Here is a 20,554-nt window from a genome sequence, read left to right as displayed (position 1 = left end):
GGCGGCGTTAGAGACACGTATCGGCCCGTTCGACGTCTCTCCGTGGTCGGTAACGCGACGCCGCCGCCGACGTTTCGTACCGACCGACGCTGACAGGCACGAAACGTGATTCTTAAGGGTGGAACGGGAGTCCGTACGGGTATGAGCGACGAATCCGAGGCCGACATGGCCGATGAATCCGACGCTGAACAGGGCGGCTTCCAGGAGGGCGACTTCGTCGAACTCTCCTACACCGCCTTCACGGTCGACAGCGAGGATCTCGTGGACACGACCGACGAGGAGACCGCCGAGGAGGAGGGCGTCGACACCGAGGAGCGCGACTTCTCCCCGCGCACCATTGTGATCGGCGAGGGTCACATCTTCGACGCCGTCGAGGACGACATCGTCGGCAAGGAGGTCGGTGACTCGGGCACCGTCGTCGTCGAGCAGGCATTCGGCGAGTACGACGACGACCAGGTCCGCACCGTCAGCGCCCAGAAGATCCCCGAGGACGAGCGCTACCCCGGTGCACACGTCGACATCGACGGCCAGCAGGGCCACGTCGAGGCCGTCATCGGCGGCCGCGCCCGCGTCGACTTCAATCACCCGCTCGCCGGTGAGGACGTCGAGTACGACTACGAGATCGTCGGCGAGACCGAGGACCGCGTCGAGAAGGCGAAGGGCCTGATGCAGATGTACTTCGACGTCGACCTCGACATGCACATCGAGACCGACGAGGTTGAGGAGGAAGTCGAAGGCGACGACGAGGACGAGGAGTCGGAGACGGAGACCGTCGAGAAGGAGACGCTGTACATCGAGCAGTCCCCGCAGCTCCAGTTCAACCAGCAGTGGATGATGGGCAAGCAGCAGATCCTCAACGAGTTCATCGAGATGCTCGACCTCGACCGAGTCATCGTCCAGGAGATCATCGACGGCCAGCCCGCGGGCATGCCCGGCATGATGGGTGGCATGGGCGGTATGGGCGGCGGCGAGGACCTCGGTGAGATCGAGGACGCCCTCGAGGACGCCGACGTCGACGCCGACGAGATCGTCGAAGAACTCGAAGCCGAAGACGACGAGGAGTAAACTCCCTTCTCCCGCGCCGGACGGACCGCCGTCTGGGACGCGGTTTCTCCGTTCGACCTGGGAGTGGCGACGCCACGTTGCGACCGACGACGCGGAGGACGGCTCGCTACGCGATGTCGCGACTCGTGTCGACCTGCACGCGCTCGCGGAGGTTCAGCTTTATCGGTGCGTCGAGCGCGCTCCCGCCGCGGAACTTCGGCACGGTGAGCGTCGTCTCGACCTCGCCGCTGTTCTCCTCGACCTGCAACTGGAACACCACGTCCACCATGTGCTCGGTGGTGCCGCGCAGCGGCCCCTCGTGGTCGGTGTCGAGGCAGTGGAGGACGGCGACGCCGCCGACGTTCCGCATGTGGTTGCCGAGTTCGTTGAGGAAGTTCTCGTAGCGGCCCCGGTCGGCGCGTTCCAGCGCGTCCGCAGGGTCGATGACGACGGTGGACTCCTCGGGGACGCTGCGGAACGCGCGGCGAGCGTTCTCTAGGGAGTCCGCGCCCGGGATGTAGCCGAACTGGGGGTCGCCCGTCGGCGCGTTCGTCGCCTCGAAGGCGTCGCGGACGGCCTGCTCGGTGCGGTCGGTGGTGAGGTACAGCGTCGGTCGCGGCCGGGTGAGCTCGTACAGCAGTAGCTCCCCCTGGCTCGCGGGAGGCGCCTCGTACGCGACCACCGTCCCTGCCGGCACCCCGCCACCCAGTTCTCGGTCGAGCACGTCGATGCCCGTCGAGAGCCGCCTGGCCATTCGTTGTCCGCAACGAACCGCTGCAAGTTAACTATTTGGCTCCGCGCAGACCGCCAGTTTCGCGTGCGCTGCGTCCGTCTCCGGGCTCCCGAGAGGCTCTCCTGCAGTCGGGACGGGGACGACCCGCTGTGCGTCGAGGGCGCGAGCGAGCCCCCTGGGGACCGACCGTTCGCGAGAAACCGCGACACCGCGAACCGGCGTGCCGACTGCCCGTGCCATCGCCGCGTCTTGACCGCGTCCTCGACGCTCTCGCGGCCGCGAGTGGCGACGACCAGACAGCCGCTCGCAGCGCGGAGCGGTCGCGCCGCGGCCTCGCTCGCGCCCGCCGGACAGTCGAGAACGACAGGTCGGTCGTCGGGGAGTCGCGGGAGCACCTCGTCGAGCACGTCGCCGTCGGCGCTCCCTGCGGGGAGGACGTCCACTCCCGGGACGACCGCGGACTCGTGGGCGACCGCGGCGGGGTCGGTTCCGGCGTCGATTCCCGGGTCCCGCGGGACGCCCGCGCGGAGGTGGAGGTTCGTCGCGTCGAGGTCGCAGTCCACGACCAGCGGCCGGCGCCGCCGCTGGGCGAGCGCGGACGCCACACCGAGTGCGGTGGTCGTCTTGCCGCTGCCACCTTTACCGCCAGCGACTGCCAACACGACGCGCAGTGGTCCCGTCATCGCACTTGAACCTCCGGGCCACTCCGAGACCACTCCGAGAGTTTTACGCTCCTGGGCGTCGCGCTCTCCACCGATGCGTCACGACCACCTCCTCACCGCCAAACAGCTCTCCCGGGCCGACGTCGAGACGGTGCTCGACAGGGCTGCGGAGTTCGACGCGGACCTCGAGGGTGCGAGCGACCTGCACGCGGGGAAGTTGCTCGCGCTCTGCTTCTTCGAACCGAGCACGCGCACGAAGATGAGTTTCGAGGCGGCCGCCAAGCGCCTCGGCGGCGACGTCGTCGACATGGGCTCCGTCGAGTCGTCGTCGGTGAAGAAGGGCGAGTCGCTCGCGGACACCGTCCGGGTCGTCGAGGGGTACGCCGACGCCCTCGTCCTGCGCCACCCGAAGCAGGGCGCCGCGAAACTCGCCAGCGACTACGTCGACGTGCCGGTCGTGAACGCCGGCGACGGCGCCGGTCACCACCCGAGCCAGACGCTGCTGGACCTCTACACCATCCGCGAGCAGGCGGGCCTCGAGGACCTCTCGATCGGCATCATGGGCGACCTGAAGTACGGCCGGACGGTCCACTCGCTGGCGCACGCGCTCACGAACTTCGACGTCCGCCAGCACTTCGTCAGCCCCGAGAGCCTCCGCCTCCCGCGGAGTGTCCGCTACGACCTCCACGAGGCCGGCGCGCAGGTCCGCGAACACGAGGAACTCGAGGACGTGTTGCCGAACCTCGACGTGCTCTACGTGACGCGCATCCAGCGCGAGCGGTTCCCGGACGAGGACGAGTACGAGGCGGTCGCCGGCGAGTACCGCATCACCGCCGAGACGCTGGAGGCGGCGAAGGACGACCTGGCGGTGATGCACCCCCTCCCGCGCGTCGACGAGATTGCTGCCGAGGTCGACGACAGCCCGAACGCGACGTACTTCGAACAGGCACACAACGGCGTCCCGGTCCGAATGGCCCTCCTCGACCTCCTGCTATGACAGACACAAAACTCCGCGTCTCGAAGATCCAGAGCGGCACCGTCGTCGACCACGTCACCGCCGGCGCGGCCCTCCACGTGCTCTCACTGCTGGGCATCGACGGCCACGACGACGCGACCGTCAGCCTCGGCATGAACGTCCCCTCCGACCGGATGGGGCGCAAGGACGTGGTGAAAGTCGAGGGCCGGGAGCTCAGCGACTCCGAACTGGAGGTGCTGTCGCTCATCGCACCGGAGGCCACCATCAACATCATCCGGGACTACGACGTGGTCGAGAAGCGCCAGGTCGAACGCCCCGACCGGGTCACCGACGTCCTGCGCTGTCCGAACCGCGACTGCATCACGAACGCCGGCGAACCCGTCCAGGCGGCGTTCGCCGTGCTCGACGACGGGCTCCGCTGTGAGTACTGCGGCGAGATCGTCCGCGAGGACGTCACCGACTACCTGCAGAACTGAGCCCACAAAGCGTTTAGTTGCTCGCACGATACTAGCAGCTATGGCAGGAAAACTGCTGAAGTTCGCGCTCGCCCTCGTCGTGATCGCGCTGGTCTGGAAGCTCTTCCTCGGCGGCGACGCCGAACCTGTCGACGACGGCGTCGACCGCATCGACTGACGGACACGTCTCTCGCGGTTCTCTTTCCGAACGACTTACGCGGTCGCGCAGTCAACCCTGTCTCATGTACGGCGTCGTCACCCGAAACGCCGAGGAACTCGACTGGCCGGAGTTCGACCGCGCGTTCTACGAGGTCAAGGACGTCACCGGCCGGCACACCGACCCCGTGGAGAACGCGGTCAACATGGTCTCCTGCTTCGGGGACAACGCCACCGCGGGCACCGAACCCGACCTCGTCCCCGTCGACGACGAGGGCAACCGGGCCACCCGCGAGCAGCCGTACTTCGACTGGGCGTACATCTGCCCGCTCGCCGAGGACTACCGGACCGGCGTGCTCACCGTGATCGAGACGTGCGCGGAACTCAACGAGGACGTGCGCCTCGACGACGTCGGCTTCCCACGCGCCGAGTACTGCCACTGCGAGCGGTGTGAGACTGCGTTCTCGGAGAGCGACGTCGACGACTGGTACGACTGGCGCGCGAGCGTCATCACGGAGTTCGTCGCCGAGGCCGCCGACCGCATTCCCGGCCGGACGTACCTCACGCTCTACCCCGACCCGTACCCGGGTCACCTCTACGAGCGCGCGGGCCTCGACCTGGACGCGCTCTCGGCGTACGTCGACGAGTTCGTCGTCCCGCTGTACGACACCCACTACGGGACGACGTACTGGCTGGAGACCATCGCCTCGGGGTTCCAGGACGCCCTCGACGCGCCGCTCAGCATCGAACTGTACGCGGTCAACGTCGACGTGGAGAACCTCGTCCACGCCGCGGAGGTGGCCGACGAGTACGCGAAGGACGTGTTCTTCGGCTACGAGGCGAGCAACTCGCGGGCGGCGCTCCGGCGGATGGGCGCCGAGGAGCGCGAGGGGAAGACGTTCGGATCGGAGTGAGGGTCAGTCTCGGACGACGACAGTGTCGGCGACGCGGTCGCCGAGTCGCTGCGCACGGCCCGACGTGAGGACGGCAGCGATGCCGACAGCGTAGCACAGCGGGAGCCAGTCGACGAGGCGCAGTGCGTTGCGCACCACCGCCTCCCGGAGCGAGAGCGACGACCCGTCCGCGCTCGTCGCACGGATCTTCACGAGGTACTTCCCGACCGTCCTGCCGTACCGCCACTCCAGCAGCGCGTGGTAACCGACGCCGAGTGCGAGCCACAGCGCCAGTGCGACGACGGCGGGCGTCCCGCTCAGGTCTGCGTTCGTCGTCCCGCCGGACGTCGAGACGTCGCCGGTGACGGCGGCGACCGGAAACACGGCGACGAACAGGAGCACGAACCAGACGAACGAGTCGATGGCCACCGCCACGCCGCGGATGCCCACACCGCAGTGGTCGAGGTCGCCCGAACCGGTCATACGCGCCGCACGGAGCGCCGTCACATACACGTTTGCATCCGGATAGCGCCGTCTACTTTCACTTTCACTACGGGGCTGGCGGTGCGTTATCCGCCGTGTCGACACTCGATTCGAGTATGCCACGCGCAGACCCACTGCCGACGCTCGACTCGGGCGTGACACTGCTCCGGGGCGGCGACCGCGGCGGAATCGCGGCGCTCGTCGTCGCCGCACTGGACCGCCGCGACGGCCCCGCTCGCTGGGTGGACGCCCGGAACCACGCCTCGACGTACGCGCTCGCCGACGCCGCGCGCTCCCACCGCGTCCTCGACCAGGTGCAGGTGGCGCGCGCGTTCACCGCCCACCAGCACCACGCGCTCGTCCGCCAGCTGGTGGCCGACGCCCGGCGGCCGACCAGTCTCGTCGTCGCGCCCGCGGTAGACGACTGCTACCGGGACGACGACCTGCTCGCCTGCGAGGCCGAGCGACTACGGACGGCGTCGCTGTCCACGCTCTCGGCGCTCGCCGACGCGCGGGACGTGCCGGTGCTCGTGACCGCCACGGACGACGACCGGGTCGCCGACTACGCGGACGCCGAACTCTCGGTGGAGGAGACGCAGTTCGGGCCGCGCTTCGAGGGCGAGGACGTCGAGACGACGGCGTACTGGACGCGACGAGGCTGGCAGACCACCATCCCGTACTGGGTCGACATCGCGGGCCGGGTGGCCGAGCGCGTCGCGGCCCCGGAACCGGAGGTGGTGGCCTGATGGGGCGCACGAACGCGACGTACCGCGACCACCTCGACGCCTACGAGCAGCGCTGCCAGTCGTTCCGGCGGGCGCTCCGCCGCGAGCGCAAGCAGGACTTCGACCGCGTGTTCGAGCGCGCCCGGAACCACGCCCACGCCGCCGGCCACCTGAACGCCGTCGACCCGGAGCGCGCCGCCATCCTCTCGATGCTGGTCGCCCAGGAGGCGGCGCTCCGGGAGCTCCGCGAGCGCCTCGACTGATGGCGTACGCCTTCGACGTGGACGAGGACGGCGTGACGGCGTGGCACCTCACCGCGGACGGGGCGCGCGCCGAACGCGACACCGACTACCGGCCGACCGTGTTCGTCCACGCCACCGACGGCGTGCTCGGGTCGCTCGCGGACGCGCTCGCAGACGACCCGAAGGTCGCCGAACTCCGCTGGGTCGAGCGTTTCCTCGACCTGCACGCCGACGACCGGACGGAGGTGCTGGCGGTGGACGTCGACCGCGTCCGGGAGGTCCGGACGCTCGCCCGGGAGGTGCGCGAGCGCCATGAGCGCGGCCGCGCCCCCGGCACGTTCCGGCTGTACAACGTCGACCTCTCGCCCGGATTCCGGTACTGCGTGGAGACGGGGACGGACCCGACGCCCGCCCGCGAGTTGCGCACGCTCGCGGTGCGGACGACAGCCCGCGCGCTCGCCGACGGCGACCTCACCGAACTCCGGATCGACGGCGAGCGCGTCGCGGGCGACGAACCAGCCGTCCTGCGCACGCTGGCGACCCGCATCGAGCGCGAGAACCCCGACGTGCTGGTGGTGAGCCACGGTGGTCTCCTCGACCTCGTCGCCGACCGCGCGAGCAAGGTCGGGGTGTCGCTGCAGTGGGGCCGCGAGGCGGGCGGCGTCACCCAGCTCTCGGGCGCGAACACGTACGAGAGCTACGGGCGCACCGGCCACTCGCCCGCCCGGTACACGGTGCCGGGGCGGGCCGTCCTGGACGAGTCCAACAGCTTCCTCTGGGGACAGTCCGGCCTCGCTGGCCTGCGCTACCTCGTCGAGCGCTCGTGGAAGCCCATCGAGGAGGCCGGGTGGGCGAGCATCGGGAACGTCCTCACCGCGATGCAGACCCGGGAGGCCCTCGACCGCGGCGTGCTGGTGCCGTGGAACAAGTGGGAACCCGAGCAGTTCACCGACGCGCGCACGCTCCACGCGGCGGACCGCGGCGGCACGACGCTCGCGCCGGAGGTCGGCCGCCACGAGGACGTGTACGCGGTGGACTTCGCGTCGCTGTACCCGACCATCATCCGCGAGTACAACGTCAGCCCCGACACCGTGCTCTGTGAGTGCCACCCCGACCGGACGGTGGTGCCGGAACTCGACTACAACCTCTGTCCGGAGCGTGGCTTCCTCGCGGACGTGCTCGGCCCGCTGCTCGACGACCGCGCCGAGATCAAGCGCGAACTGGCGGCAGAGGGCGGCGGCGACGACGACGAGCGCCTGGAGGCCGAGTCGGCGGCCATCAAGTGGGTGCTGGTGTCGTGTTTCGGCTACCAGGGCTACCGGAACAGCAAGTTCGGTCGCATCGAGTGCCACGAGGCCATCAACGCCTACGCGCGAGACATCCTCTTCTCGGCGAAGGAGGCCCTGGAGGCCGCCGGCTGGCACGTCGTCCACGCCATCGTCGACAGCGTCTGGGTGACGCCAGGCGACGACCCGGAGCCACTGGACGCCGTCTGCGAGCGCGTTACCGACGACCTGCGCGTCCGCCTCGAACGCGACGGCCACTACGACTGGGTCTGTTTCGTACCGCGACGCGACGGCGGCGGTGGCGCGCTCACGTCGTACTTCGGGAAGGTCGCTGGGGCAGACGACTACAAACTCCGGGGCGTGGAGGCGCGGCGCCGCTCGACGCCGCCGTTCGTCGCGGACTGCCAGCGCGAGTGGCTGCGCGTCCTCGACCGCGGCGACCCGGGCGTCGTGGTGGACGCGCTCTCCCGGGACCTCGCGACGCTCCGCGCGGGCGACGTGGCTCCCGCGGACCTCGTGGTGACGCGGCGCGCGTCGAAGCCAGCGGGCGAGTACGACCGGGAGACGCGCACGGTCGGGGCGCTCCGCCGGTACGAGGCACACGGCATCGAGCGCCACCCGGGACAGAGCGTCGAGTACGTGGTCGTGGCCGACGACGCGGACGGCCGGCGACGCGTCCGTCTCCCGTTCGAGGACTGCGCGGACTACGACGCCGACCACTACGCCGACCGCCTCGTGCGCGCCGCAGCGACCGTACTCTCGCCGTTCGGTTGGGACCGCTCGCGTGTGGAGCGCGAGTTACGGGGGACGCGCGACGTCACGCTGTCGTCGTTCTGAGGGCGCGGAATCGGGGTGTTTTTGAGCGGGCCGACGGAAGCCAGTGGTATGAGCTTCGAGGAAGACGACGAAGTCGTCCTGCACGACAAGCACAGCGAGTACGACGGCCAGACCGGCACGGTCACGCAGGTCGTCGACACGATGTTCGGCGAGCCGAACTACACCGTCAGCTTCGAGGACGGCCAGGAGGCCGGCGTCCCCTCGGACAACCTCGAAGCCGCCGACGGCGAGGACGTCGAGGACGCGGAAGAAGACAGCGAGGAGTAGCGCCGTACAGCGACCCGCAGTAGCGTCCCTTTTAGGCGTCCGGTGAGTAGCCAGGGCCAATGAGCGAGGTTCCGTTCCACTACGTCGACCTCCGGGCGTTCTGCTACGACACGGAGGACGAGAACCGCGTCGCCGACGCCCTCCGGCACTTCCTCCCCGAGGACGTCGAACTCGAACGCGCCGAGTCCGAGGGCCACCACGGCGACCGTATCGTGGTGCTCTCCGCACGCGTCGAGCGCGCCGACGAGATGCGCCACGTCCTCGGCCAGTTGCGCGACGGCGCGGACATCGACCGCATCCGCGCGGAACTCGACCAGCGCGTCGACGACAACTGCTCGCTGTTCGTCCACCTCGACAAGCAGGAGGCGTTCCTCGGGGACGCGCGCCTCGGCAACGGCATCTCCCTGCGCGCGAAAGTCGAGGCCTACCCCGCGAACAAGGAGGCCGCCGTGGAGAACGCCCGCGACGCGCTGGCCTGACGACGCGACTGTCCTGCTACCCGGACCACTCGGGGTTTACGTCGCCCGCGACGTTCGCCCGCCACTCGTCGAAGCGCGTCCTGCAGTCGGCGTTCGCGTCCGCGTGTTCGACGAACCCCGCGCCGCCGTTCCGGAGCCGTTCGCCACAGAACGGGCACGCCTCGGGGTCGTCCCAGGTCGCGTTCTCGGTACTCTCTGTCATACTGTCGAGTACGGGTACGATCGAGATAGTTGGTGCCTGCCTAACACGTTTGGCCGCCCCTAACCGGCGCCCGGACCGCACCCGTTTTTACGAGGGGGCGTCCAACGGGAGTGCGTGTACGAGGCCGTCCACGCCCACCCAGACGGCGAGAGCACCGTCGCGCGGTTCGCGCTGACCGCCGCCAGCGACGGCTTCGACGGCGTCGTGGTGCGGAGTCGGAGCGACGCCCGCCCCGACGCCGACCTCGACGCCGTCCGCGAGGAGTACGGCGTGGACGTCGTCGACGGCGTGGAGATCGACGCCGAGGACCGCTCGCACGCCAGCGGCTCCATCGCCAGCCTCCGCGAGCAGACGACCGTGTTGGTCGTGCGCGGCGGCACGCCGCCAGTGAACCGGTTCGTCGCGGAGTCCCCGAAGGTCGACGTGCTGGCGGGGCCGATGCGCGGCGGGGGCGACGTCAACCACGTCGTCGTCAAGGCCGCGAAGGAGAACGGCGTCCGCATCGAGTTCGACCTCTCGGGCGTGCTCCGCGCGAACGGTGGCGAGCGCGTGCAGGCGCTGCGGGACCTCCGGAAGCTCCGCGAACTCGTGTTCTACTACGACGCACCGTTCGTCGTGAGCGCAGACCCGACCTCCCACCTCGAACTGCGCGCCCCCCGGGAACTGCTCGCCGTCGGCAAGGAGATCGGGTTCGACCGCGAGCAGGTCCGGGCGGGCCTCGCGGAGTGGGGCGTCCTCGCCGAGCGCAACCGAGAGCTGTTGTCCGAGGAGTTCATTGCGCCGGGCGTCGAAGTCGCCGACCATGAAGAAGACGCTTGAGGAGCACGCCGCTCGCTTCGACGACGTCGCCGCGGAGTACGACGAGAACGAGACTGCCGAGTACAACAAGTGCGTCGCGCTCGTCATCGAACACGCCGCGCCCGACAGCGACGACACCGTCCTCGACCTCGGGTGTGGGACGGGCGCCATCGCACTGGGCCTCGCCGAAGACGCCGGGCGCGTCGTCGGTCGCGACATCAGCGAGGGGATGCTGGCCCAGGCCCGCCAGAAGGCCGCCGAGCGCGGCCTGGAGAACGTCGAGTTCGGCGAGGGACGGTTCCGCGACCCGAACTTCCCGGAGGGGGTCGACGCTGGGTCGGCGGAGCCGCTCCAAGCAGACGCTCGCGATGCTCGCGTCGACATCGTCACCTCGAACTTCGCGATGCACCACCTCAGCGACGCAGAGAAGCGCGACGCCATCGCCACCATCGCCGCCCTCGGTCCCCGGAAGATCGTGCTCGGTGACGTGATGTTCTTCGGAGCGCCGGACCCCGAGGACCCGTTCTTCAGTCCGGAGGTCGACGACCCGGCGACGGTTGGCCTGCTCGCGGACGCGTTCACGGACGCGGGTTACGCGCTGACGGCCGTCGAGATGGTCCACGAGCAGGTCGGCGTGCTGGTCGCCGAACGGGTGTAGGCGCGCGTCGCGACCGGCGTCCGGTCCGTCGCCCAACACAAACTGACAAATGGGAGCCGGGCGAACGTAGTGGCGTGAAGCACCTCCCGAAACACCTCCGGCCGCGCTGGCGGTACCTCGCCGTCGGACTCGAGGCGTGGCCGGACGCCGACGTCTCCCGCGCGGACTTCCAGCGCAGCGTCTGGTTCGCCGCCCAGAACCTCGTGGGTGACGTGGGGAGCGCGGACGCCGACCTCCGTGTCGTCCGATTCTCGTTCGACTCGGGGACCGGCGAGGCGCTCCTCCGGGTTCGACGCGGGGAGGTCGAGCGAGCGCGCGCCGCCGTCGCGTGCGTGGACTCGGTCCGGGACGACCCGATCGGAGTCGCCGTCCGGGGCGTCTCGGGCACGATCAGGGCGGCCGCGGAAAAGTATTTACGAGACGGAGCAGAATCCTCATCGGACGAGACAGTCGCGTTCGACGGCGACTCCAGGCGCGCTGTCGTCCGCGGCGAGCGCGTCGACGTGGAGGGCGACGGGTCGTTCGTCGGCGCGACGACATTCGACTGCAGGTGAACTATGCAAGGCCAGAACCAGCAACAGGCGTACGACCGCGGTATCACCATCTTCTCCCCGGACGGCCGACTCTACCAGGTCGAGTACGCTCGGGAGGCCGTCAAGCGCGGCACGCCGAGCATCGGCGTCCGCACCGAGGGCGGCGTCGTCCTCCTCGTGGACAAGCGCATCAGCTCGAACCTGATGGAGGAGGCGTCCGTCGAGAAGATCCACAAGGCGGACGAACACATCGGCATCGCGAGCGCGGGTCACGTCGCCGACGCCCGCCAGCTCATCGACTTCGCACGGCGTGACGCCCAGGTCAACCGCGTCCGCTACGACGAACCCATCGCGGTGGAGACGCTCACGAAGGACATCACCGACCACATCCAGCAGTACACGCAGGTCGGTGGCGCGCGTCCGTTCGGCGTCGCGCTCCTCATCGGCGGAATCTCGGACGGCGAACCGCACCTCTACGAGACGGACCCCTCGGGGACGCCCTACGAGTGGAAGGCCATCGCCATCGGCGAGAACCGCTCGGACGTCCAGAGCTACCTCGAGGACGAGTACGAACCCACCCTCACCCTCGACGAGGGCGTCGAACTGGCGCTGCGCGCGCTCGGCGAGATCCGGGACTCCCTCTCCCCGAAGGACGTCGGCGTCGCCACCATCGACGCGGAGACCGCCGCGTTCATCGAACTGTCAGACGACGAGATCCAGGAGTACCTGGGCGAACACGAACTGCTACCCGAGGACGGCGAGGCCGACGACGAGCAGGAGGCGGACGGCGACGAAGAGTCCGAGACGTAGAACGGACACCGCGATTGGTCCACGTTACCACGGCTCACGGGAGAAGGTCTTTTTAGTGACCCGACGAAACGACGCGTATGATTTCACTCGACGAGGCCGTGACGGCTCGGCTCGAGACGCACGGGGAACGATTCGAAGTACTCGTGGACCCGGACGCCGCCCTGGAGATGAAACGCGGCGAGTTCGAGGGAGAACTCGAGGACGTCATCGCCGCGCGCGACGTCTTCGAGAACGCCTCCCGGGGGGACCGACCCGCCGAGGAGGACCTGGAGGAGGTGTTCGGGACGACGGACCCGTTGGAGATCATCCCGGAGGTCATCGAGCGCGGGGAGATCCAGATCACCGCCGAGCAGCGCGAGGAGATGCAGGAGCAGAAGCGCCGCAAGCTCGTAAACACCATCACGCGCAACGCCATCAACCCGCAGATGGACGACGCGCCTCACCCGCCGGAGCGCATCGAGAGCGCGCTGGAGGAGGCCGGGTTCACCGTCGACCCGATGACGCCCGCCGAACAGCAGGTAGACGAGGCCCTGGAAGCGCTCCGGCCGGTGATCCCCATCCGGTTCGAGGAGGTGACCGTGGCCGTCCAGTTGCCCGCCGACTACGCCGGGAGTGGCCAGGCCCGCGTCCGCGAGTTCGCGGAACTCGAGCGCGAGGAGTGGCAGGCCGACGGCTCGTGGGTCGGCGTACTGACGTTCCCCGCGGGGATGCAGAACGACTTCTACGGACTCGTCAACGAGGTCTCGGAGGGGGAGGGCGAGACGCAGATCGTCAAGGAGAAAGACGAACTGGACACGCGATAACCGCTCGCGGCCAGTTATCCGCGCCGGAAGCCCAGCAGGAAGCCACCCGTGAACCCTGCGCTGACCGACAGCGTCGAGAGGATGGTGTTCATCCACGACGGCGGCGCACCGCTGGACCCCATCTCCGTCGCCTTCACCATCCCCGCGGTGAGGCGGTTCCAGTCGACCTGGAGGATGCCCCGCGACTCGAGGAACTTGAAGAGGGCGAGCTGGAGGCCGACGATGACCGCGATGAGCTTCGCGATCTTCTTCGCGGCGAACCCGATTATCGCACCGATGCCCGCACCACCGCCGAACTCGATGCCGAGCGTGGTGAGATCTACGTCTGGCATAGGGGGTAGTGTGCAACCAACTGGTAAACCTCTTGTGCTCAGTCGAACGGTTTCCGACACGTTCCTCGCCCCGGAGTTAAGTATCGGCGGGGCGTAGCTCACAGCGAGTGACAGGAACCGATACGAACGTTGCAGTCGTCGCCAAGCGCGTTGACGACGGCACGCCGGACACCGCCGAGATCAGGGACCTGGTGCGCGCCGCGGGCTACGACGTGGCCGCGGAAGTGACCCAGGAACGGAAGGCCGACGCAGCCCTCCAGTTCGGCGAGGGGAAAGTCGAGGAGCTAGCGGTGGTCGTCGACGAGACGGGCGCCGACCGGGTCGTCTTCGACAACCGCCTCGGACCCTACCAGACGTACAACCTCGGACAGCGCCTCCCCGAGGACACGGAGGTCGTCGACCGCTTCCGCCTTATTCTGGACATCTTCGGGCAGCGCGCGCACACGCGGAAGGCCCAGTTGCAGGTCGAACTCGCGGAGCTCAGGTACGAACTCCCGCGCGCCGAGGCGAAGACGAGCCTCGCGAAACGCGACGAGCGCCCGGGGTTCATGGGGCTGGGCGAGTACGACGAGAGCCGCGAGCAGGACATCAAGGCCCGCATCAGCCGCATCCGCGACGAACTGGCGAACATCGAGAAGACAGAGGAACAGCGCCGGGAGACCCGCCGTGAGTCCGGCTTCGACCTCGTGGCGCTGGCGGGCTACACGAACGCCGGGAAGTCGACGCTGCTCCGCCAGCTCGCCGACGACCTCGACGTCGACGAGAACGAGGACCTCCACCCGGACCTGGACACCACCGCGGAGTCCCAGGACAAACTGTTCACGACGCTCGGTACGACGACCCGGCGCCTCGAGATGGACCGCCGGAACGTCCTCCTCACGGACACCGTCGGGTTCATCAGCGACCTGCCCCACTGGCTCGTCGAGTCGTTCAAGTCGACCCTGGAGTCCGTCTACCAGGCCGACCTCGTGCTCCTCGTCGTGGACGCCAGCGAGTCCATCGACGAGATACGGGAGAAGCTGACGACGAGCCACGACACCCTCTACGAGCGCAACGAGGCGCCCATCGTCACCGTGTTCAACAAGGTGGACACGGTCGACGACGACGAACTCGCGGAGAAGATGGAGGCGCTGTCGGCGCTCGCGCCGAACCCAGTCGCGGTGAGTGGCCTCGAAGCCACCAACCTCGACGCGCTCCGTGCTCGCATCGACGCCGAACTCCCGCCGCGGGAGCGTGAGAAACTCGTCCTCCCGATGACCGACGACACGATGAGCGTCGTCTCCTGGGTCCACGACCACGCCTACGTCCGCGAAGTGGACTACGGCGACGAACAGGTCGTCATCGACTTCGAGGCGCGGCCCACCGTCGTCGAGCAGTCCCACGCGAAGGCCAGCGAACTCGTCGCCGAAGCCTAGTCCAGCACGCGCTTCTCCTTCGAGACGACCTCCACGCCCTCGATAGCGGTGCCCGGGTACTGTCCGTCGTCGTCCTTCTCCGCCGCCTTCACCATGTCCCAGACGACGTTCAGTCCCGTCGTCACGCCCTCGAGGGCCTCCATCTCGCAACCGGTCTTCCCGGTCGTCTCCACGGCAACCTCCAGGACGACGCGGTCGTCGCGCACGTCGAACTCCGTCTCGACGTTCGTGATGGGGATCTGGTGACACATTGGGATCGTCTCCCAGGTGTGCTTGACGGCCTGTACGGCGCCCACCCTGGCCGTCGCGAGCACGTCGCCCTTCCCGATCTCGTCGGCGCGGATGGCGTCGACGGTCGACGGTGAGAGCCGAATCTCGCCCCGGGCGACCGCCCGCCGCGCCGCATCCGGTTTGTCGCCGACGTCGACCATCTGCACGTCCCCGTCGTCGGTCGTGTGTGTGAGGTCGTCTCCGGTCGAGTCGTCGCCCGTGTCGTTCTCACTCATCGCGGTCACCCCACAGCGCCCGCGGCAGTGCGTCCAGTAGGTCCGTCGCGAGCAGGCCGTACCCCTGCTCGTCGACGACGAGGTCGCCGGCCGCGCCGTTGGCGTACGCGCCCACGCTCGCTGCGGGTACGGGGTCGAGCGTCGACGCCATCGCGGCGGTCGCACCGGCCAGCACGTCGCCGGTCCCGCCGACGGTCATGCCGGGGTTGCCGGTCCGGTTCACGCGAGTCGTCTCGCCGTCGGAGACCACGTCGTAGGCGCCTTTCACGAGCAGCGTGTGGCCGAGTTCGGCGGCGAACTCCTCGACGGCGTCCGCTCGTTCCGCCCAGTCGTCGGCGCTCGGTCCTCCCATCTGCCGGAGTTCGCCCTGGTGGGGCGTGCAGACCAGCGTCGCGTCGGTGTCCACCTCGGGGACGACCTGGAGCGCGTCGGCGTCGACGACCGCCGTCCCGTCGAACGATTCGAGGAACGCCATCGTGGCGGCGAGCGTGTCCTCGGCGTCGCCGAGGCCCGGGCCGAACACGACCACGTCGACGTCCGCCGCTCGTTCGAGGAGTTCCGGGACGTGCTCGGGGACGATTCGGGTGCCGACCAGGGAGTCGACGATGAGGTTCTCGCTGTACCCGCGTACACTGTCCGCGACGGTGTCGGGGACCGCGAGGAACGCGAGGTCGGCGCCCGCACGCAGCGTCGCCTGCGCACTCAGCGCCGGCGCGCCGGTGTACGGGCCGCCGCCGACGACGAGTACGCGCCCGAAGTCGCCCTTGTGGGCCTGCGGGTCGCGTTCGAGGCGCTGGAGGTCGCCCGGGCCGACGAACAGTTCCGCGGCCTCCGGGATGCCGATGTCGGCGACGGTGACGTCACCGCGGTCGGCGAGCGCGGGTTTCTGGTCGTGGAAGGTCACGACGCGGTCCGCGTCGACGGCGACCCCGGGCGTCTCGCCCGAATCCGCGTCCATCCCCGAGGGGATGTCTACCGAGACCACCGTCGCGTCCGAGTCGTTGATGGCCTCGATCGCCGACGCTTCGGGCTGGCGGGGCGCGCCGGAGACGCCCGTGCCGAGTAGTCCGTCGACGACCACGTCCGGGTCGCCGAGGTCGATGTTTCTCGAATCTTTGACCGCGCGTGCGTCGTACTCCCCCTCCCGGAGTGCCTCCCAGTTCTCCCTGCTGATGTCGGTCGCGATGGACTCGGGGCGACCCAGCAGGTAGCTGGTCAGGTCGTAGTCGTCGAGGAAGCGCGCCGCGACGAACGCGTCGCCGCCGTTGTTCCCGCGGCCGGCGACGACGGCGACACTCGCGTCGGCGTCGGCGACGTCCCGGACCTCGCGGGCGACGGCGTTCCCACTGGACTCCATCAACTGCTTCTGCGGGACGCCGAGGGCGGCCGCGTTCCGATCGACGACGGCCATGCGCTCGCTGGTGATCATGTCCGGTCGTTCGTCGCCACCCACCCTAAAACCGTGGGGGCCGGGCGACTACCGGCGGACGCGGAACCCGGTCTCGCCCTCCGGTTCGCCGTACTCGACGTCGACGGCTTCAACGTGTGCCGCGGGGCTCCCCTCGTGGCACCAGTCCACCATCGCCTCGACGGCGTCCTCGGGGCCCTCGAAGACGGCTTCCACGCGGCCGTCGTCGAGGTTCCGTACCCAGCCGTCGACGCCGTGTTCGCCCGCCTTCTCGCGGGTCGTCGCACGGTAGTAGACGCCCTGGACGTGGCCCGAGACGAAGACGTGTGCGCGCGTCGGCTCCGTCATGGGCGAACGTGGGTCTGCGAGCGCCTTAGTTCCCGTTCCCCGACCGCAGGTAGTGGAAGAGGTAGGTCTGGCTGTAGCCAGCGTACGGGCCGAGCCGCTCCCGGATGGCCCGCGAGGTGTCGGCGTAGTTGCCCTGGTCGCAGTCCGGGTAGTAGTCCTCGATGGCCGTCCGGATCCACGTGTCCAGCGGCACGGCTTCGAGGTAGCCCAGCGAGAACAGCAGGACGCAGTCCGCGACCTTATCGCCGACGCCGACGAACCCCGTGAGTTCGTCGCGAGCGACCTCGTAGGCGCGACCCGCGACGTCCTGCCTCGTGAGCTCTCCGGACGCGACCATCTCTGCGGTTCGCTGGACGTACGGTGCGCGGTAGCCCAGTTTGAGTTCGCGGAGGTCCGCTTCCGTGGCTGCCGCGAGTGCCTCGGGATCCGGGAAGCTGTACACCGTCTCGCCGTCGTACGCTATCGGGGCGCCGTACGTCTCGCGGAGCGCCTCCTGCATCGCGAAGATGCGTTCGACGCGCATCTGCGCCGAGCAGATGAACGAGACGAGGCAGCCGAAAAACGGATCACGGACGATGCGGAGGCCGTCGTAGGCGTCCCACGCGGACGCGACGAGGTCGTCGTCGCTGGCCGCTGACCGGATCGCGTAGAGGTCGTCGTTCAGGCCGAGCAGTTCCCGGACGAGCGGCGCGGCGTCCGTCGTCGAGCGCCACTCGACGGCGTCGGGCGTCTGTCTGGCCTCGACGACGTCGCCGTCGACGACGGTCCGGTACCAGGCGTCGCCGCCGTACGCGCCGGCCGTCTCGTAGGTCGCGCCGTCCGGTCGCCACCAGAGGTACGTCTGCCCGCTCTCGATGGTCGACTGGAGGTCTACCGCGCCAGGGATCTCGTCGAGGGGAATCGCGCCGCGCTCCATCGGGCGAGGTTGGCCGTCGCGGGACAAGACGGGTTCGGTTCCGGGCCAAATTTCTTCTACGTCGCCCGCGAACAGGTCACGTAGCTATGGATTGTAGGGTGGTCGTCGAGGCTGCAGTCCCGGTCTACGACGTGCAGTCCGCAGACGAAGCAGTACGCATCGCCATCTCGAAGACCGGCGAGATGCTGAACCCGGATCTCAACTACGTCGAGATCAGCATGGGCGACCGGTCGTGTCCGCACTGCGGGGAGGTCATCGAACCGGCGTTCGTCGCGGCCGACGAGAGTCTCGTCGCCCTGGAACTGGAGATGACCGTGTTCAACGTCGAGCGCGAGGAGCACGCCGCCCGCATCGCCCGCAAGGAGATCGGCCAGCGACTGGAGAACATCCCCCTGGAGGTGCTCACGGTCGAGGAGATCGAGGAGAGCGACGACGAGGCGGGCGAGGTGGACTGAGAACGTAACAGGTGGAGCCGTCGGCGGAGGGCGTGTCGGTCGGTGGAGCCGTCGCTGGAGGGTGTTGCTGCACGAGGAACCGTCGCGTTCCGACGAGTTAGTCGGCCTTGGCCGGGACTGCGTCCGTCTCTTCGGCGTCGTTCATCGTGGACGTGATGCCGCCGGCCAGTGCGAAGACCGCTGCTTTGTGGTCGGTTTTCGACTTGTGGATGGATGTCGGTCGTACACCGAGGTCCTCGTACTCGTCGAGTGGAATGTCGTCGTTCTCACGCTGCTCGTAGTAGTTCCCGACCTCCGCCAGAAGGCCGTGAAGGTGGATTAGCTCCTGCTTCTTCATGACATCCGGTTCTAACGGGTAAGGGGTTATAGTATTATCCTGAGAACCGTTAACACGGCTTCTGGGAAACGACAACCGCGTTCACGGCCGTTTCCGCCGCCTCTTATGAAAGGCTTTTGTGCAGGACGCCACTTCGGACTCGTATGGACTACGAAGAGCAACTCGACCGCGCGATGGAGGAGAAACCCGACATCGCGGGCAACGAGAGCCGCTTCGAGGTGCCGGAGCCGAACGTCCGGAAGGAGGGGAACGTCACGGTGTACGAGAACTTCCAGTCGACCCTCGACGACCTGAGCCGCCAGCAGGACCACGTGCTGAAGTTCATCCAGAACGAACTCGGGACGAGCGCACAGATCGACGACCGCGGCCGCGCGCGTTTCACCGGTGAGTTCGGGCAGCGTCGCGTCGAGGAGGTCCTCGACGACTACGTCGACACGTACGTCATCTGTCCGGAGTGTGGCCTCCCGGACACGAACATCGAAGCCAACGAGGAGGGCGACGAACGCCTCCACTGCGAGGCGTGTGGCGCCCGGTCTGCGGTCTGATTACTGCAGTCGCTTGAGGTTCTCGAGGTCGCGGTCCGTCCGCATGAACTCCGCCAGACGGCGGGTCGCGTGACAGTTCGGACAGCTGAAGTTGGCGTCGTGTGGGGGCAACTCGCTGGGTGTGCTCTCCCAGTTCTTCGAACACTCGGGACAGTCCAGCTGGACGAACGCCTCGTGAGCCATGTCTCACAGTCCAACGGGAGTGCAGAAAAAGGTTGCCGCGGCGTCGCAGAACGCGTCAGTCCCAGGTGACCCAGACGAGGAACGCGATAGCGAACGTCTCGAGTACGCGCAGCGCCATGAGCGCGGTGCCAGCGAGGTCCGGCAGCCCGCCGAACCAGCCAGCCAGCGTCGCGTGCATCATGAAGTAGTAGAGTCCGAGGGCGTTTTCCCCGAGTAACAGCAGGCCGAACAGCAACAGCCCGAGGGTGTGCTTCGAGCCGAACCGACGGTAGTTCCGTGCCCAGATCGCACACAGCCCGAGGAGGAGTACCACGTTCACCCCCATCGCGACCCGCGAGACGTCGGCCCAGACGGTCATCTACACCACCGTTGGCAACTCCGACAGTTATACGCTTTCCCAAATTCGACCGTTCGCGGCCCAGTTTCGTCCATCATTCGACCTCCTCGAGGATGCTCTCGACGGTGTCCCAGTTCGCCCGCACCCGCTCGGTCGGCAGGTAGATGGCGCCGTAGTCGTCGCCGCTGGACGCCACGATGTCGTGCTCGACGAGCACGTCCAGGTGGTGGCGAACTGTCTTGTAGTCCAGTTCCAGGTCCTCTGCGAGCTGGTTCGCGTTGCGCGGCTGCTCGTCGACGGCACGCAGCAGCCGGACCCGGTTGGGCCCGCCGCGCGTCCCGGTCAACACGTACCAGAGCGCAGCCTCCATTGGTCGGGGCGTCGCGGCGGAGTACCGTAAAACCTCCCAAGTCGGTGATTAGACGGTGAACAGGTGGCCGGACTCGGGGACGTCGAAGAGACCGATGCGCGCGCCCGCGTCGAGCCACGCGTGCCCGTAGGAGAACGCGGCGAGCGCGTTGACGGGGTCGGCCTGCTCCCGGAAGTGCCGGCCGTCCTCGAGGTACGACCTCGCCATCTCCTCGTACTCGGCTGCCGCCTCGCCGAGCGGCGTCCCCGACGGCGGGACCGACTCGGCCTCGTCCAGCGCCTCGGTGAGCAACCCCTCGTAGCGGTCCATCTTCTCGTGGAGGTCCGCGGTCATAGTCGTCACTGCGTGGAGTGGCGGCGT

General features: G+C 68.6%; 30 protein-coding genes and 1 pseudogene. 17 read left to right on the top strand and 14 right to left on the bottom strand.

Annotation, left to right across the window (positions count from 1 at the left end):
• Positions 1-141: 141 nt before the first annotated feature.
• A complete protein-coding gene (locus LT965_RS16080) occupies positions 142-1,065 on the top strand; it encodes an FKBP-type peptidyl-prolyl cis-trans isomerase (protein WP_232701873.1) in 924 nt (307 codons plus the stop codon).
• A gap of 106 nt (positions 1,066-1,171) precedes the next feature.
• On the opposite strand, the gene LT965_RS16075 is transcribed toward LT965_RS16080, so the two are convergent.
• Together LT965_RS16075 and LT965_RS16740 are read right to left on the bottom strand one after the other, a co-directional pair.
• Positions 1,172-1,798 carry an RAD55 family ATPase gene (locus LT965_RS16075; protein ID WP_232701872.1) on the bottom strand — a complete coding sequence of 209 codons (627 nt, stop codon included), beginning with the start codon at positions 1,796-1,798 and terminating at the stop codon, positions 1,172-1,174.
• Positions 1,799-2,355: 557 nt separating this feature from the next.
• A pseudogene (locus LT965_RS16740) lies at positions 2,356-2,460 on the bottom strand (nucleotide-binding protein); the annotation flags it as partial.
• A gap of 73 nt (positions 2,461-2,533) precedes the next feature.
• Between LT965_RS16740 and pyrB the strand changes: the two are divergent.
• From pyrB to LT965_RS16055, 3 genes are all read left to right on the top strand, one after another.
• On the top strand, positions 2,534-3,436 hold the full coding sequence (pyrB, locus tag LT965_RS16065) for an aspartate carbamoyltransferase (protein WP_232701871.1): 903 nt from the start codon (positions 2,534-2,536) through the stop codon (positions 3,434-3,436).
• Positions 3,433-3,891, top strand: a complete 459-nt coding sequence (pyrI, locus tag LT965_RS16060; RefSeq protein ID WP_232701870.1) for an aspartate carbamoyltransferase regulatory subunit — start codon at positions 3,433-3,435, stop codon at positions 3,889-3,891. Before pyrB ends, pyrI begins: the two co-directional genes overlap by 4 nt.
• A 221-nt stretch (positions 3,892-4,112) precedes the next feature.
• Positions 4,113-4,940 carry a hypothetical protein gene (locus LT965_RS16055; protein ID WP_232701869.1) on the top strand — a complete coding sequence of 276 codons (828 nt, stop codon included), beginning with the start codon at positions 4,113-4,115 and terminating at the stop codon, positions 4,938-4,940.
• Between the two features lie 3 nt (positions 4,941-4,943).
• On the opposite strand, the gene LT965_RS16050 is transcribed toward LT965_RS16055, so the two are convergent.
• The gene (locus LT965_RS16050) at positions 4,944-5,402 is read right to left on the bottom strand and encodes an RDD family protein (protein WP_232701868.1); all 459 of its coding nucleotides are present in this window, start codon (positions 5,400-5,402) and stop codon (positions 4,944-4,946) included.
• A 116-nt stretch (positions 5,403-5,518) separates the two neighbouring features.
• Between LT965_RS16050 and LT965_RS16045 the strand changes: the two genes are divergently transcribed.
• Genes LT965_RS16045 through LT965_RS16025 form a run of 5 tightly spaced genes read left to right on the top strand, consistent with a single transcriptional unit; the run spans position 5,519 to position 9,238 of the window.
• A complete protein-coding gene (locus tag LT965_RS16045) occupies positions 5,519-6,148 on the top strand; it encodes a hypothetical protein (protein ID WP_232701867.1) in 630 nt (209 codons plus the stop codon).
• The gene (locus LT965_RS16040) at positions 6,148-6,390 is read left to right on the top strand and encodes a DUF8156 family protein (RefSeq protein ID WP_232701866.1); all 243 of its coding nucleotides are present in this window, start codon (positions 6,148-6,150) and stop codon (positions 6,388-6,390) included. The genes LT965_RS16045 and LT965_RS16040 overlap by 1 nt, the downstream gene beginning before the upstream one ends.
• Entirely contained in the window at positions 6,390-8,492 is a 2,103-nt protein-coding gene (locus tag LT965_RS16035) for a type B DNA-directed DNA polymerase (protein WP_232701865.1), read from the top strand. The genes LT965_RS16040 and LT965_RS16035 overlap by 1 nt, the downstream gene beginning before the upstream one ends.
• 48 nt (positions 8,493-8,540) lie before the next feature.
• On the top strand, positions 8,541-8,759 hold the full coding sequence (locus LT965_RS16030) for a DUF1918 domain-containing protein (RefSeq protein ID WP_232701864.1): 219 nt from the start codon (positions 8,541-8,543) through the stop codon (positions 8,757-8,759).
• A 59-nt stretch (positions 8,760-8,818) separates the two neighbouring features.
• Positions 8,819-9,238 (top strand): RNA-binding protein, encoded by a 420-nt coding sequence (locus LT965_RS16025; protein ID WP_232701863.1) that lies wholly within the window; start codon positions 8,819-8,821, stop codon positions 9,236-9,238.
• A gap of 16 nt (positions 9,239-9,254) precedes the next feature.
• Here LT965_RS16025 and LT965_RS16020 read toward each other — a convergent pair whose 3' ends face one another.
• A complete protein-coding gene (locus LT965_RS16020; protein WP_232701862.1) occupies positions 9,255-9,440 on the bottom strand; it encodes a DUF7501 family protein in 186 nt (61 codons plus the stop codon).
• A gap of 114 nt (positions 9,441-9,554) precedes the next feature.
• On the opposite strand from LT965_RS16020, the gene LT965_RS16015 reads away from it, so the two are divergent.
• From LT965_RS16015 to LT965_RS15995, 5 genes are all read left to right on the top strand, one after another.
• A complete protein-coding gene (locus LT965_RS16015; RefSeq protein WP_232701861.1) occupies positions 9,555-10,259 on the top strand; it encodes an RNase P subunit p30 family protein in 705 nt (234 codons plus the stop codon).
• Positions 10,243-10,896 carry a class I SAM-dependent methyltransferase gene (locus LT965_RS16010; protein ID WP_232701860.1) on the top strand — a complete coding sequence of 218 codons (654 nt, stop codon included), beginning with the start codon at positions 10,243-10,245 and terminating at the stop codon, positions 10,894-10,896. The genes LT965_RS16015 and LT965_RS16010 overlap by 17 nt, the downstream gene beginning before the upstream one ends.
• A gap of 74 nt (positions 10,897-10,970) precedes the next feature.
• Entirely contained in the window at positions 10,971-11,450 is a 480-nt protein-coding gene (locus LT965_RS16005) for an Rpp14/Pop5 family protein (protein WP_232701859.1), read from the top strand.
• Positions 11,451-11,453: 3 nt separating this feature from the next.
• Positions 11,454-12,239, top strand: a complete 786-nt coding sequence (gene psmA / locus LT965_RS16000; RefSeq protein ID WP_232701858.1) for an archaeal proteasome endopeptidase complex subunit alpha — start codon at positions 11,454-11,456, stop codon at positions 12,237-12,239.
• Between the two features lie 77 nt (positions 12,240-12,316).
• Positions 12,317-13,042: a ribosome assembly factor SBDS gene (locus tag LT965_RS15995; RefSeq protein WP_232701857.1), complete on the top strand. Its 726-nt coding sequence runs from the start codon at positions 12,317-12,319 to the stop codon at positions 13,040-13,042.
• A gap of 14 nt (positions 13,043-13,056) precedes the next feature.
• Here the strand turns inward: LT965_RS15995 and LT965_RS15990 are convergent, their stop codons facing one another.
• Positions 13,057-13,374: an FUN14 domain-containing protein gene (locus tag LT965_RS15990; protein WP_232701856.1), complete on the bottom strand. Its 318-nt coding sequence runs from the start codon at positions 13,372-13,374 to the stop codon at positions 13,057-13,059.
• Positions 13,375-13,481: 107 nt separating this feature from the next.
• On the opposite strand from LT965_RS15990, the gene hflX reads away from it, so the two are divergent.
• The gene (gene hflX, locus LT965_RS15985) at positions 13,482-14,789 is read left to right on the top strand and encodes a GTPase HflX (RefSeq protein WP_232701855.1); all 1,308 of its coding nucleotides are present in this window, start codon (positions 13,482-13,484) and stop codon (positions 14,787-14,789) included.
• On the opposite strand, the gene moaC is transcribed toward hflX, so the two are convergent.
• From moaC to LT965_RS15965, 4 genes are read right to left on the bottom strand one after another with little or no spacing between them, the layout of a single operon-like run.
• A complete protein-coding gene (gene moaC / locus LT965_RS15980) occupies positions 14,786-15,295 on the bottom strand; it encodes a cyclic pyranopterin monophosphate synthase MoaC (protein ID WP_232701854.1) in 510 nt (169 codons plus the stop codon). The two genes, hflX and moaC, sit on opposite strands and share 4 nt — an antisense overlap.
• The gene (locus tag LT965_RS15975; protein ID WP_232701853.1) at positions 15,288-16,724 is read right to left on the bottom strand and encodes an NAD(P)H-hydrate dehydratase; all 1,437 of its coding nucleotides are present in this window, start codon (positions 16,722-16,724) and stop codon (positions 15,288-15,290) included. Before LT965_RS15975 ends, moaC begins: the two co-directional genes overlap by 8 nt.
• Before the next feature lie 48 nt (positions 16,725-16,772).
• Positions 16,773-17,051, bottom strand: a complete 279-nt coding sequence (locus tag LT965_RS15970) for an acylphosphatase (protein ID WP_232701852.1) — start codon at positions 17,049-17,051, stop codon at positions 16,773-16,775.
• Between the two features lie 25 nt (positions 17,052-17,076).
• Positions 17,077-17,967 carry a DNA-3-methyladenine glycosylase family protein gene (locus LT965_RS15965; RefSeq protein ID WP_232701851.1) on the bottom strand — a complete coding sequence of 297 codons (891 nt, stop codon included), beginning with the start codon at positions 17,965-17,967 and terminating at the stop codon, positions 17,077-17,079.
• Between the two features lie 86 nt (positions 17,968-18,053).
• Between LT965_RS15965 and LT965_RS15960 the strand changes: the two genes are divergently transcribed.
• Entirely contained in the window at positions 18,054-18,422 is a 369-nt protein-coding gene (locus LT965_RS15960; protein WP_232701850.1) for a DUF555 domain-containing protein, read from the top strand.
• 97 nt (positions 18,423-18,519) lie between these two features.
• Here the strand turns inward: LT965_RS15960 and LT965_RS15955 are convergent, their stop codons facing one another.
• Positions 18,520-18,759 carry a UPF0058 family protein gene (locus LT965_RS15955; RefSeq protein WP_232701849.1) on the bottom strand — a complete coding sequence of 80 codons (240 nt, stop codon included), beginning with the start codon at positions 18,757-18,759 and terminating at the stop codon, positions 18,520-18,522.
• A gap of 143 nt (positions 18,760-18,902) precedes the next feature.
• Here LT965_RS15955 and LT965_RS15950 point away from each other — a divergent pair, with 143 nt between their 5' ends.
• On the top strand, positions 18,903-19,304 hold the full coding sequence (locus LT965_RS15950; RefSeq protein WP_232701848.1) for a translation initiation factor IF-2 subunit beta: 402 nt from the start codon (positions 18,903-18,905) through the stop codon (positions 19,302-19,304).
• Here LT965_RS15950 and LT965_RS15945 read toward each other — a convergent pair whose 3' ends face one another.
• The 4 genes from LT965_RS15945 to LT965_RS15930 form a co-directional block, all read right to left on the bottom strand.
• Positions 19,305-19,487: a DUF7836 family putative zinc-binding protein gene (locus tag LT965_RS15945; protein ID WP_232701847.1), complete on the bottom strand. Its 183-nt coding sequence runs from the start codon at positions 19,485-19,487 to the stop codon at positions 19,305-19,307. It lies immediately after the preceding gene.
• Positions 19,488-19,542: 55 nt separating this feature from the next.
• On the bottom strand, positions 19,543-19,845 hold the full coding sequence (locus tag LT965_RS15940) for a DUF8036 family membrane protein (RefSeq protein ID WP_232701846.1): 303 nt from the start codon (positions 19,843-19,845) through the stop codon (positions 19,543-19,545).
• 73 nt (positions 19,846-19,918) lie between these two features.
• Positions 19,919-20,194, bottom strand: coding sequence for an ArsR/SmtB family transcription factor (locus tag LT965_RS15935; RefSeq protein ID WP_232701845.1), 276 nt, complete (start codon positions 20,192-20,194; stop codon positions 19,919-19,921).
• Between the two features lie 48 nt (positions 20,195-20,242).
• Positions 20,243-20,527 (bottom strand): DUF357 domain-containing protein, encoded by a 285-nt coding sequence (locus tag LT965_RS15930; RefSeq protein ID WP_232701844.1) that lies wholly within the window; start codon positions 20,525-20,527, stop codon positions 20,243-20,245.
• Positions 20,528-20,554 lie beyond the last annotated feature (27 nt).

It is taken from the genome of Halobacterium wangiae, from assembly GCF_021249345.1.
GTDB lineage: Archaea > Halobacteriota > Halobacteria > Halobacteriales > Halobacteriaceae > Halobacterium > Halobacterium wangiae.
Note: the sequence above shows the minus strand (reverse complement) of the source record. Positions and strands in the feature narration are given on the sequence as shown.